10 protein-coding genes are annotated in these 13117 nt (G+C 44.0%); 6 read left to right on the top strand and 4 right to left on the bottom strand.

Features of this window, described 5'->3' with window-relative positions; all coding sequences use genetic code 11:
- The first annotated feature begins 249 nt into the window (after positions 1 to 249).
- The 3 genes from QUB35_RS24570 (at position 250) to QUB35_RS24580 (ending at position 4804) form a co-directional block, all read left to right on the top strand.
- A complete protein-coding gene (locus QUB35_RS24570; RefSeq protein WP_333144292.1) occupies positions 250 to 1605 on the top strand; it encodes an ATP-binding protein in 1356 nt (451 codons plus the stop codon).
- A gap of 713 nt (positions 1606 to 2318) precedes the next feature.
- A complete protein-coding gene (locus QUB35_RS24575) occupies positions 2319 to 3692 on the top strand; it encodes an ATP-binding protein (protein WP_333144314.1) in 1374 nt (457 codons plus the stop codon).
- Positions 3693 to 3934: 242 nt separating this feature from the next.
- Positions 3935 to 4804, top strand: coding sequence for a hypothetical protein (locus QUB35_RS24580; protein WP_333144293.1), 870 nt, complete (start codon positions 3935 to 3937; stop codon positions 4802 to 4804).
- Positions 4805 to 5094: 290 nt separating this feature from the next.
- Here the strand turns inward: QUB35_RS24580 and QUB35_RS24585 are convergent, their stop codons facing one another.
- On the bottom strand, positions 5095 to 5871 hold the full coding sequence (locus QUB35_RS24585; protein WP_333144294.1) for an ion transporter: 777 nt from the start codon (positions 5869 to 5871) through the stop codon (positions 5095 to 5097).
- Positions 5872 to 5917: 46 nt separating this feature from the next.
- Here QUB35_RS24585 and QUB35_RS24590 point away from each other — a divergent pair, with 46 nt between their 5' ends.
- Entirely contained in the window at positions 5918 to 7885 is a 1968-nt protein-coding gene (locus QUB35_RS24590) for a pentapeptide repeat-containing protein (RefSeq protein ID WP_333144295.1), read from the top strand.
- Between the two features lie 283 nt (positions 7886 to 8168).
- Positions 8169 to 8690, top strand: coding sequence for a hypothetical protein (locus QUB35_RS24595; protein ID WP_333144296.1), 522 nt, complete (start codon positions 8169 to 8171; stop codon positions 8688 to 8690).
- A 60-nt stretch (positions 8691 to 8750) separates the two neighbouring features.
- On the opposite strand, the gene QUB35_RS24600 is transcribed toward QUB35_RS24595, so the two are convergent.
- Together QUB35_RS24600 and QUB35_RS24605 are read right to left on the bottom strand one after the other, a co-directional pair.
- Positions 8751 to 9371 (bottom strand): DUF4276 family protein, encoded by a 621-nt coding sequence (locus QUB35_RS24600; RefSeq protein WP_333144297.1) that lies wholly within the window; start codon positions 9369 to 9371, stop codon positions 8751 to 8753.
- The gene (locus tag QUB35_RS24605) at positions 9365 to 10564 is read right to left on the bottom strand and encodes an AAA family ATPase (RefSeq protein ID WP_333144298.1); all 1200 of its coding nucleotides are present in this window, start codon (positions 10562 to 10564) and stop codon (positions 9365 to 9367) included. The genes QUB35_RS24600 and QUB35_RS24605 overlap by 7 nt, the downstream gene beginning before the upstream one ends.
- Positions 10565 to 10787: 223 nt before the next feature.
- Here QUB35_RS24605 and QUB35_RS24610 point away from each other — a divergent pair, with 223 nt between their 5' ends.
- Positions 10788 to 11132, top strand: a complete 345-nt coding sequence (locus QUB35_RS24610; protein WP_332954908.1) for an NAD(P)H-quinone oxidoreductase subunit M — start codon at positions 10788 to 10790, stop codon at positions 11130 to 11132.
- Positions 11133 to 11511: 379 nt separating this feature from the next.
- Here the strand turns inward: QUB35_RS24610 and QUB35_RS24615 are convergent, their stop codons facing one another.
- Positions 11512 to 11868 carry a hypothetical protein gene (locus QUB35_RS24615; protein ID WP_333144299.1) on the bottom strand — a complete coding sequence of 119 codons (357 nt, stop codon included), beginning with the start codon at positions 11866 to 11868 and terminating at the stop codon, positions 11512 to 11514.
- Positions 11869 to 13117: the final 1249 nt, after the last annotated feature.

Raw genomic sequence — 13117 nt, forward strand, 5'->3', positions numbered from 1 at the left:
AACAGGCGATCGCAGGTATATCATGGTAAAAAGTTTAAAGTGCCTACTCCGTAAGTTACACAAAAGCTTAGATCGTTTAATATTAACTTAGAAACAAAATCTTTAGCAGACAATGCTACTGCGATCGGGTTTTCCCATCGGGTGCTCTTGTAATTTGACAAATTAGCAACTACCGCTACCAATTACCAGTTACGAATTAATAGCAACTTAAGTTGTCCATTAATACAATATTTAACAGGGGTTTCATCTATGTTTGCTGTGCGTGAGACTAGCTCGGAGTTATCAGTGTTGCATATACCTGAATTTTGTACTTGGAACATCTCCTTAGAATCAACTCTCCTAGACCTGCCCCTCTCCAACTGCCAAATTGAAATAACTCAACAGGCAAAAGAAGTAGCCCAGGCTTTTGAAGAAAATTCCATGCTTCCCGGCGTCATTTTGACAGATGGGGGGAATTTTGTCGGCATAATATCGAGGCGTCTATTTTTTGAAAAAGTTAACTGCCGCTACGGAGTAGAAATGTTTTTCAAGCGACCAATAGAGGTGCTGTACAAGTTTGCCAGGCCAGAGGAACTCGTACTTCCCGCGAGTAAATTAATAGTAGAAGCAGCCCAGGAATGTCTTTACAGATCAGCCGAATTAATTTACGAACCGGTAGTAGTGGAAATAGCCCCCCAGACCTACAAGCTGTTAGACGTACACCAATTAATGGTCGCTCAATCAAGAATTCACCAATTAACAAATAAATTACTCCACAAACAAACCCAAGCCAAACTCATCCAAACAGAAAAAATGGCGAGTTTGGGGAGGATTGTAGCAGAAGTAGCCCACGAAATCAGAAATCCGCTGAACTGTATTTGGGGAAATTTAACTTTTCTGCTGTCCTATTTTGAAAACTTGCTTCAGCTAATGTCCGTTTATGAAGAAGAATATTCGGCACCGTCTCCCCGAATAGATGCCCTTAAAAAAGAAATTGAATTTGATTTTTTACAAGAAGATTTGCCGATTACCTTAGAAGGGATGGAGTTGGGAGCCGCGCAATTGCTAAAAATAGTTAACGGGCTGCACCACTTCTCTCACATGGACGAGACAAAACCAGCCGAGACAGACATTCACGAATGCGTGGAGATGACGCTGTTAATTTTGAAAAACCGCTTTAAAAACAGCATAGAAGTGGTTAAAAATTACGGCGAACTGCCGCTAGTTAGCGGCTACTCCGGACAGTTGAGTCAGGTGTTTTTGAATTTGTTAGTTAATGCTCTAGACGCCCTGGCAGAGTACGCAGCCGATCGAGAAACACACACCCCGTGCCGGGACAACTGGCAGCCCCAAATCGAAATTACCACTAAAGTTATAGAAACCGAACACGGCAAGCGGGTGGCAATTTGCATTGCCGATAACGGGCCCGGCATTCCCCCAGAAAATCACCAGCAGATATTTGACACCTTTTTTACCACTAAACCAGCGGGCAAAGGCACCGGTATGGGGCTGGCTATCTGCAATCAAATCGTCACAGAAAAGCACGGCGGCCAACTGAGAATGCGATCGCAACCAGGTAAGAACACTGAATTTGAAATTCTCCTGCCTCTAGTTGGCACAACATGATTAACTTCAGAATATTCTCGGTGGTTCGCTCAGAAAAGTGAAGTGATAGGCTAGCTTAGTAGTAGGTTCTCAATTCACCGAAGAACGAGACGGAAGCCCCTGGCTTTAGACACGGGGAGGAAGTCGGCTTCGGTTTCAACCGCCTTCAATATTTCTTTATACAACTGATTGAAAGGTTGTTTGAGAATCAATAGTCCGGACAGTTTTTATAGGGCCCAATGGCTTATACTCGCTTGACTTCGCAGCCCCTGTGGATAATTAAATCAATGTCAGCTCCACGCCTGACTTACATTTAATTCGACTTTTTTAGGCTCCTTGCCCCGCGTAAGCTTGTAGTATCGTTCCAAAAACTGTCCGGAGTATTGTTAGAATTAGATTGTAAGTAAAACAACCATCTACGTGTTGAAACACTCTAGTATCGGAGAAATCCCGGCACAGTGAGCCACCACACTCCTTAAGGAGTAGTAAGCCTGTATAACTGACAAGTAATGGCAGAGTGTGAAGCGTACCTATCTGGCATTGTGATGGATTATGAAAGCAAACACAATTTAAAAGTAAGCGCAATTGCAATACCCTTTGTAGTGGTAGTTGTTTTGAGCGTATAGAGGTGCTTTGATAACGCCTTTGAGAGTTTTCGGATTCATTCAAGAATCCCCGTGGCTTCAGCCCTGGGGAGTATCAATTTCCCAGCGTTTCGGCAACTAAAAGTTCCAGTGGCAAATAAATTCAGTTCCAAACTCATTGGCCCTTCACTCTCCGAAGGCAGCCATCAAGATCTTTCCCTAGAATCTACCCTCTGGGATTTGCCCCTGTATGAATTTCAGGTAAAATCGAGCTGCTTGGCCGTGGCAGTTGCCGAAATGTTTGAACAGCATCCCCTAGTGCCGGGAGTCGTCTTGATGGAAGCAGGAGAGTTTGCTGGCATGATATCTCGCAGGCAACTGCTGGAATATTTGCTCAAACCCCAAGGCCCTGAGCTATTTTTGCACCTGCCACTAAAAGTTCTCTACAGTTACGCTCGCGTCGAAATATTATTGGTTGCAGAGAGTACAACTATTTTGGCAGCAGCCCCACAAGCTCTGCGTCGATCGCCCGAATTGCAGCCAGAACCGATCGTCGTCCAAATAGACTCCCAATCTTACCGACTCTTAGACCCTAACGCACTCAACATCGCGTACTGGCAAATTCGTGGCATAGAAACTCAAGTCCGCTACGAAAGAGCCCAAACTCAAATGATTCAAAGCGAAAAAATGGCTAGTTTAGGGCGTTTAGTCAACGGAGTCGCCCACGAAATTTTAGATCCGGTAGGCTTTATCTGGGGGAATTTAACCTACGTCAGCGACTACAGCAAAAACTTGATGGAATTGCTCTCAGTTTACGACGCATACTGTACCGATCCCCCGCCGGAAATAGCACGGCTCAAAGAAGAGATCGACTATGACTTTTTGCAAAGCGATTTTCTCCGAACTGTTGCCAGCATCAAATCAGGTGCAGAACGTTTGAGCAAGTTGGCAACCAGTTTGCAAAACTTCTGCCACATCGACGATATTTATCCCAAACCCACCGACTTGCACGCCAACATAGACAGCATACTTTTGCTGCTCAAAAGTCGTTTGACTAGGGAAATCCAAGTAGTGAAAAACTACGGCTACCTGCCACCAGTCCCATGCTATGCAGGACAGCTAAACCAAGTATTTATGAATATCTTAACCAATTCTATTCATACATTAATTAACGAAGCAGTCGGTCAAGAATTGGCGAAAGAGTTCAAAGGTGGAGGACTTAGAGAGTGCGATCGCCAGCCTAAAATTGAAATCACCACTCAAGTCTGCTGTCCCGAACCTGCGCCGGATTTAGACAAACTTCATGTTCGGTGGGTTTCGATTTGCATAGCAGATAACGGGCCAGGAATGTCACCTAGTAAGTACAAAAAAATCATAGAATCATTCTCTACGGAAAAACGCGCCCTCAAAGAAACCAGTTTAGCAGTTAGCTATCAAATAGTGACGGGCAAACACGGCGGTGCATTCAGAATGCGATCGGAGTTGGGAATTGGCACCGAGTTTGAAATTTTGTTGCCCTTATGATCCCGCAGTGCGAGCGCCCAGATGCCGGGATTCAGGTGCGAGCGAGCAGATATTTATATTGAGCGTAAAGCACAGACAACCCTCTGTCTATTTCAATAGCTTGCTGCTATAGCTAAATACTATTTGTAAGTCTATACTAAGATCAGCTAAGACTAGCTGTGACTGTTGCTGGTCTATGACCTAGGAAAAACAGCACTTGCCGATCGAAGAGCGTTGCTGTAGCCAATGATTAAGGTGAAGTAATGAATCAATCTATTTTTAACAATCTTACCTTCTGCACTTTCAGTACCAGTCAGATTATGGTGCGCGAAGTGCTTGAAGACTGGCTATCTTTTCTGGGGGGGCGGCCAAAACAAGTAATTTTCGCTGTGTCGCCTGCTGATAAACCGCCCCCGATTTATCATGAACTTTTGGCTGAAGGGCTGATTGACGAGATCGTGTATGTAGACTTGCGCGGGAGATCGGTGGGCGAGACAGATGCAGAGGGTATACGCGTGGCGATCGAGGCGGCTAAAACAGATTGGATTTTACTCGCTAAACTCGATACTCTGCCCTATCGCAAGGGTCACGAGAATTGGCTGGATGAGGTAATGCAAACAGTTCAAAAATATAACTGCTTTGGGTTTACAGGTTCTTTTCCTTCGCCAGATATGCAGTCGCTAGAGCCTGGTTACTCAAAAACTCAGAAGTTCAGCAACAATTTTTCAATTTTCCGAGGGACTGAATGGATAGAGGTAATTGATAGCTATGTGGGTAAAAAATTCGACGGCCCTGTAGCAAAAAATGCTCTGTACACTAAAGAAAGTCTTCGATTTGCTAATGAGGCCGCGATCGAGAGTTTTTTGGAAAAGAATCAGCGATATATGTTAGTTCGCTGGGAAACGCCGGAATGGACTGTTTTTCATGTTAATTTATGGGGAGAGCAACTGCGACAGATTCGCGATCGCTACCTCGCCAGAAAGGACATTAGTTCATTCCTAAATACTGGTAGACCCCAACAGATTGGCTTTCACCCTTGGGATCTGTATTACGGCTATCCCAAACCGCCACTGCTCGATCGTTTCAAAATCTTTGTGGGACGATGGCGCCGGATAATCTTCAGAAACCAGTAAAGGGAAGGCGACTCGTTTAATTAGCAATCGCCAAATTCCACAGCCACAAAATCACTGGAATATTGATACCACCTGGGGTGTTGTTTGGCGAGTGCAAAGTGAGTTAGCAATTTTTTCTACAGTCTTCTCCTAGTTGATATTTTTTTATCTACCTTCAGTAATTACGCAAAAGTAACGTATTTTTATCGCCAAGCGTTGGTCGTGCAGCACTCTCAAAATCTTGCTACATCCTGATAATGCGTAATTCCTGTACCTTTCTAAAATCGGAGGTAAAACATTAATTATGCGACTTAGATATCTAACTGACTGCCGCACATTTTACAAAATCTAGCATTAGCATCGTGTACAGACCAACCGCAACCTTTACAAACAGCTTCTCCGTGATTAGCACTTTTAACTAATTGTTTAATCAAATCCCCCAATTGCCACGGAATCAGAGCAATTCCCGTCAAAATCATCAAAATAGTCAGAAAACGACCTGATTCCGAAATCGGGGTAACATCGCCAAATCCCACGGTGGTCATGGTGACAACGGAGAAATAAACAGCATCCAAAAAAGTTCCAAAACTTTCGGGATTTGTCGGATGTTCGACTTGATAAATCAAACCAGAATAAACAAAAATTATTGCCAGCAAAGTAAACAAAATCCGAGCAAAAATCACTCCATCTTCGCTGCTGATGCGGAAAATAGAAATTTTCAATTCCAGAAAGCGGATGAGTCGGAGAATTCTAAACCAGCGAAAAATTCGGATAAAACTAACGTTGACAAATCCCAGTAAGAATGGTAATATTGCCAGCAAATCAATAATTGAAAAAAAACTAAAAATAAATTTAACTCGATTTTCGGCACACCACAGCCGCAATAAATACTCAACTGCAAAAACGATTAAAAGAACAGTATCGAGAGTTTGGAAATTAATTCTAACAGGTTGGGAAAGCGGGTAAGTTTCGGCGATGAAGCTGGCGGAAGATAAAAGAATGAGTCCGGTAAGGGTTAAATTGACGGTTCTGCCAATTGGGGTTTCGATGTCTTCGAGATAAAATCCAATTTGCGATCGGGTTAACATAGATGAGATAATTAATACCATTTATGAGGTAAGGGAATTATCGCATATGAGTATCGAATTAACTAAGGGTGAAAGGTTCAATCTTTCTAAAGAAACTCCTGATTTCAGTAAAATTGCGATCGCCCTGGGTTGGCAAGTCAGCCAGACAGCACAAAACTGCGACATTGACGCATCTGTTTTTATGTTAGCGGCGGACGGTCGGATTCCTGATGAAAAGTATTTTGTATTTTACAACAATCTGACCTCCCCCGACGGTGCGGTGCGACATTCGGGAGACAGCGCGACTGGGCAAATAGACGGAGATGATGAGACGGTTTATGTGGATTTGAGTAAAATCAATTCGGCGATTCAGGAAATTGTGTTTGTTGTGACTATTCACGAGGGACAGGAAAAAAATCAAAGTTTTAGTCAAGTTACAAATGCTTTTATCCGGCTTTACAACCGAGAAACTCTTAGCGAATTGGTTCGGTACAATTTAAATCAGATTTTTTCCCAAGAAACAGCTTTAGAATTTGGACGTTTGTATAAGAAGAATGGCGAATGGAGGTTTCAGGCGGTAGGACAGGGATATAATGCTGGGTTGCAAAGTTTTGTAGACAAGTATTATGTTGAGAATGCGGTTGAGAAAAGCTCGAATGCTGCTGAGAAGGTTGATGATGCTGAGGTTGTGAGGCGGTTTAGCGATCGCGTGGATCGGTTATTGCGCGAAGAGGCGATCGAGGAGACACCGATTCCAGTATCTAGCGAAGCGGTAGAACAGCCGATGGCTACTCCTGTAAATGCGGATACTGTGCAATCTCAGGAAGAGGAAAAAATAGATAATTCTGCACTAGAAAATCTGGAACCAGCGATCGGTGCTGAGGAATTTTTACAACGGTATAATCAGGGAGAACGAGATTTTACGGGAGTTAATCTAGCCGGAGTAAATCTGAGCGGCAAATCCCTGACCAAAGTTAACTGGAGTGGCGCTAATCTCAGCGGTGCAGAACTCGCTGGAGTAGACTTATCAGTCGCTAACCTGAGTGAGGCAAATTTATGTCATGCAAACCTTCACACAGCCAATCTCACCTCAGCCAACTTAGAGAAAGCAAAATTCATAAATGCAAATTTAAGTGAAGTAAATCTGCAATGCTCAAATCTAAGTGAAGCTAATTTGAGTGGGGTAAATCTCAGTAGTGTTCATTCCGTATCGGGGGCCAACTTCACCAGGGCAAACCTCAGTAAAGCAAACTTAACAGGGTTGAATTTGAGGGAATCAAAATTGATGAAGGCTGATTTGAGTAATGCAAACTTAAGTGATACTAACCTATTAATGGCAAACCTTGAAGGGGCAAACCTCGAAGGATCAAAACTTCAACAAGCTCTTTACAACGCACAGACTGTCTTCCCCAGAGGCTTTGACCCTGTTAAAGCAGGTGCTTGCTTAATTGCTCCTAATGTTTCACTGAAAGAAGCAAACCTAGCTCGTCGTAACTTGAGTTATGTCAACCTGAGTGAAGCTAACTTGAGTGGTGCAAATCTAACTAAGGCAAATTTGCAGGGTGCAAAACTCCTGCAAGCTAATTTGAATAAAACCAACTTAAGCGAAGCAAATTTGAGTAGTGCCAACTTAACGGCAGCAAACCTGATAGGAGCCAACCTGATGCAGGCAAATTTAGAGGGTGCTAACCTAACTGCGGCAGATTTGAGTGGAGCGAATCTGAAAAATGCAGAAACACGTTATGCAAATTTTAGTGGTGCTAATCTGAGCAAAGTTAATCTGGTTGGTGGAACTCTTCAACAATGTAATCTAAGCGGAGCAATATTAAGTGAAGGAAATCTGTGTGGGGCTAACCTTAGTTTTGGAAATTTTAGTGGAGCCGACTTAACTTCGGCAGACTTGCGCGGGGCAAAGTTGGATAATACAAACCTAGAAAAAGCCAACCTAAAGGGAGCGAATCTAAGTGGGGCGGTAAATCTGGAAAAGGCAAAACTCGCAGGTGCAATTATGCCAGATGGCACAATTCACGAATAAATTAATGTTTGTAGTAACCAATTGAGTCCTTAGAAATGGCAGGAGCAGGGCGTGTTTTCTTGACCCGGAGATCCCCCCTAGCCCCCCTTAACAAGGGGGGGACAAGAGCATTCTCAAAGTCAACCCCTACTCCCCTTCTTAAGGGGGATTTAGGGGGATCGAGACTTTGATAGAAGTGACATTTATTATGGCTTTCAGTCTTAAATTGATACCAAGAGTGGGGTGTGCATCGCTTTAGAAATAGATTATGATTAGTATTAAAGATCAAATACATAGATTTTCCATGAATGAATCTGACACGGAAATTATAGAATCTACCCTCAGATGGATGACCGAGTTTGTCGAGTTGCCGCATCCAGTTTTCAGCGATTTACCGATTTGTCCCTTCGCTAAAAAGGCACGCTTGGCAAATCAAATTTTATTCAAAATCGAGCGGTTTTCTGCACTGACTGAGTTCGATCGCGATTCTGCCATAATGAAATCCATTTATGAATTTTACAATTCGGAATTTGAAATAATGGTAGTAATTAATCCTGAAAAAACTGCAATTAGTGCGCCAGAAACTAAAGAATTGATAGACAAATTGAATAATCAGATTTCAGAGTTGGGCTTGCTGGCTTTTCACATCCATCCCGAAGAAGATTTTAATATTGACGGGCTTCATACTAGGAGGATGCCCTATCCGGGCTTCACTGTTCAAGTAAATTCTAAGCTGAAGCCAGCTTCCGATGCTTTAGAGAAAACTGAATATTACAAAAATTGGACTGCCGAACAACTGAAAAATTTCGGAATTCCGAGAAATTGACGATCGCCCACCCTCCCTTTCTCCCTGTCTTGCTTCGCGCCCTTGGCTACTTTCATCGCTTCAATCCTCCATGAGTTTGATGATAGTTGTAAAAATACGATCGCACTCTGAAGAAGCCTTGCGAACCTTGTCAACATCCAACATTTCTAACAGCTTGGAAGCGTGCTGTATCTTTTGATATTCGCCTTTCGATTTTGTGTCGCGGCTAGCTGCTTTCAGACTTGGTTCTAACAAATCCTTTTCAATCGTCTCTACATTAATATTTTTAGGAATCGCATTTTCTTTAAATCCCTGCCCGTAAAATCTTTTTAAAGTATCAATATCAGCTATCAACCAAGCTTCCATTGCTTGAACCATGAGATAGCAATGAGTCTCATCAACCCCAGGCGGCGAATCCCACTTATCCCTCGACTTCAAATGCTCCCAAGGCGGCTGCTTTACAGGGGCTTCTGAGTCAACTAAAAGGATGATAAAAGCATTTGGGTGATCTGCCAAAGCATTCTTGAAATCCCTGAAAGCATTATTCCGGGAACCGCAAACAGTGATATTCCACTTAATTTTATTGCTGCGGGCAACCTCCACAAGTTCTTTGAAAAAAAAGCTAAATCCTCCTCGAAGTAATTGCTTTGTATTCTTGCCATCGCCGCCGCCTTCGATGTAAATGCGAACCTCTTTTACCATCGGTTGCCCCCGATTTCTCCCATCCGCCAAAGGTCTCCCAAACTGTAATTCTCCAGCCATTTTTTCAGTCGTTCGGGATCGAGACGGCTCAGGTGACTTCCTCTATCATCCCGATCGCATATTAACACTGACTCAGGGCTCAGAGCCGACACTAAAGCATCGGAATGGGTTGTCACAATCAATTGTGTGCGCTGTGAGGCTTCGATCAACATTTCAGCAACAGCAGGCAGAATGTCGGGATGCAAGCCAATCTCCGGTTCTTCAATACAAATAAGTGGCGGGGGAGTTGGATCTAGAAGTAAAGCTATTAAGAATAAATAACGCAGCGTACCGTCTGATAAACGAGTTGCGGGAATTGGCTGAGTTAATCCTGTTTCGCGGATGAATATCTGGACAGTACCGCCATAAATCTTGATACTCAGTTCTTCGGCTGCATCGTAGAACAGCTTTAATTTTTCAATAATTTGCCTGCTTCCTAATTGATACTGTAAGTTGTTTAAAACAAGTCCTAAGTTGCCACCATCTTCTAAAAGCGGATGTTCTGGCAAGTCAGTTTGCTGAGCTTTTCTAGATATTGAATCTCTCCCTGTCTGCCAGTTACGATATAAACCAATGTCGGCAAATTTATTTCCCAGATATGAGAGTTCTGGATATTGTTCGGGATCTTTTCTTTGAGATAAGATAGATTGATCGGGAATGATATCTTCTCGTCGCAGATTCCGCAGCTTTCTTGTTTGTTGCTCGTTGTCCTCTATAACATTGATAACAGGGCGACCCCGATCGCTATAACGGTAATAGAAAAATGGCCCGCTTTCAGAACTATGGCGCGGTGCCATATCTTCTATAGCTTCGTCCACTACTTCAAGTCTCTGACCGACTGCGGTAAAACTAATTTGATAGCGCAGTGGCATCGTTCGTTCTGGGTAATCTAAAATAGCCTCAATTTTTGCTGTGGGAGTACCTTTTTCACCTTTCCACAGAAAATCGCTGATACCACCTCCTTGACGAATCGGAGCAAGTAAGTCGGTAGGTGTTGCCTTCAACACTCCCATCGCTTCAATTAAGTTAGATTTGCCGGATGCGTTAGTACCGATCAATACATTCAGGGGTTGCAGTTCAATTTTTTCCCCCTCACTTCCATAGGAAAGGAAGTTTTGCAGTTGCAGGGAGTGAATAAATCTCTTGCCTTCCACCTTGTCCTCCTATGCCAATTCTGGATTATTATACTTTACGAAAGCTTTCGTTTTTAGTCTTGAATTAACTAGGTCTCAAAACTACCGATTCCAAGTCTTTGCCTTGAAGTCGGAGGGGGAGTGAGATATGCCGATCGATCGCACAACAGGCGACCTACTCTCCTGCAAAGGTCTGTGACCCATTACAATTAATTCAGCAAAAAATCTTTACACATAAGAACTCATGCAGCTCAAGTCAACAACCCGCCATATTCGCATATACACCGCCATCCTCGAAGATAACGAACTCGTCCCCAGCAACGACCTTTTGACCCTCGACATTGACCCAGATAACGAACTTAACTGGAACGACGAGTCTGTCAAACAGGTATATGCCAAATTCGACCAACTCGTAGACGCCTACGAGGGCGAAGATTTGACCGAGTACAACCTCCGCCGTATCGGTTCGGAGTTGGAACACTTGGTACGATCGCTCCTCCAAAAAGGCCAAATCAGCTACAACCTCAACGGCCGCGCTGTTAACTACAGCATGGGCTTGCCTCAAGTTGATTCCAAAGTTCACCTGTAAGGGCGATCGGGCGATCGGCATTTATGTCAACTTAAGATTGAAACCCATAATAAATGTCGCTTGTAGCTGAGTTTCGATCCCTCCTACTTCTCTTAATCAGGGGAGTACCGCAGGGCGGTTTCATTTTCTTGTAGGGGCCGTGCTACCCCTACTCCCCGTGCCGGCCCTTTTGGTCTGACTGCCGATCGAATTGTCTAGGTCGGGGGTAGGCACGGGGGCACTACCCCTACAAAATTCATGTTTTTGGTGAGAATGAAACCGCCCTGGGAGTACGGGGGAAAAGATGGTTCTGTTTCCTCTCTCGCTTTGGGGATTGAGGGGAATTTAGACTTCGATACCAAGGAAAGGCCCAGATGGGGAGAATTGAGAAAATCTGCTTTTATTCTTCTTCCTGCTTATTTCTGACTCCTGACTCCTGACTCCCGGCTTCTTCCTTCTTCCGAGTGCCCTCGGACTTCTCCCCCGCCTCCCCAGCATCAACCCGAGAATTTGGAACGTGATCTCGTTCCAAAAACTGTTTAACTGCGACTTGGCGGTTGGCCATAAACTGACCCCAAGCGCCGGGAAACATCCCATCCAAGGTTTCCACCAGTGCCCAAACCTCAAGATTCATCACTTGGTAATAGAAACTGTGAGAATGTTGAATGCTAGTGAGTATTTCGTCTATTTCAACAGCAGGTGGCAGCTTCGGATCGGGCAAATTCTTGGGAAAGGCGCTGGGTTCATGTGGGTGCATGGTTCAATACTCAACAGCTTGCAGAGGCCGGTCAGTCGATTTGAGATTTGAGATTTTAGATTTTAGATTGATTCCACAGATGAATCTGCGGGCTTGAACTAATATCTAATTTTTTTTGCTCTCCACGACTCCTGTCGGGGGCTTGCGTCCATCAGTCGATTTTAGATTTTAGATTTTAGATTTGAGATTGACTCCAGAGATGAATCTGGGCGCTTGAACTAATATCTAATTTTTTTTGCTGTCCACGATTCCTGTCGGGGGCTGGCATCCGTCAGTTGATTTTAGATTTTAGATTTTAGATTTTAGATTGACTCCACAGATGAATCTGCGGGCCTGTATCCGTCTTTGGGTAGGGTTAAATTTAACTTCTGTTGCGAAACTAGGGTGCGAGGCACAGATGACCCTTCGCGAGAAAACCGAGAAGTGATATTTATTTATACCTGTCGGCTCAGGTGATTTCTACCTAGCTGCATCATACCATTAGAGTTAGTCTAAAATCTCCATTCCCTTGAGTGCTGCGATTTCTTCGGAAATTGCCGCTATCAGGAATATGCTGAAAACAGCGTCAGAAACCTCAGCTATCAGGCGTGAGGCTTGAAAGAGAAATCTAACAGGCCATTCTGACCAGACTAAGCTTTAAATAGCTACGTTATTTAGGTCACGACACCCGCTTGATGCGAAGCTAGTCCCTTGCTCTGTCGCTAGTGGTTAAACAGTCTTAAGGTCACGCTCGACAGTGCTGCTAGCCGGCGCAAGCCTTTATAACTTTGTCGAAGCTAACTTTACCCCAGAAATGGGAGTTTGGGGCAACCATTCCCCAAAAATCGGAGAGGTTGCATAAAATTCCCTCTCCGACCCCGAAAGGGGATTTAATTCAATGTAAAGCCGTCCTATAAGGACGGGGCTTCAGCCCTCCGCTTCGCTCCACCCAGTTTTTTGGTGATTTCAAGCCAATGACTGGGGTGTGGCGCGATCGTCTAACCGTGAAAGCTCATAGCAAGATTCATCCGACCGTCAACAAAATGGTAAACTGTTCGTGTCAGTACAAGACATTAAAACCTACCCCTAGACTGGGGAAAGTCAGATATCACTACGCACACAACAGTGGAAACGTGGTGAGCCCGGAAACCTGAAAAATCAGGAGATTAGGACTGCGAAGTCTTAAGAATCTCCGTCTGTTGAGAAAGCGGGGGTGTCAAATAATCGCCACGTATCAACCCGTCGAGGTTCAATCGCTAAAATAGTTCAG

It is taken from the genome of Microcoleus sp. B13-B6, from assembly GCF_036705405.1.
Taxonomy (GTDB): Bacteria; Cyanobacteriota; Cyanobacteriia; order Cyanobacteriales; family Microcoleaceae; genus Microcoleus.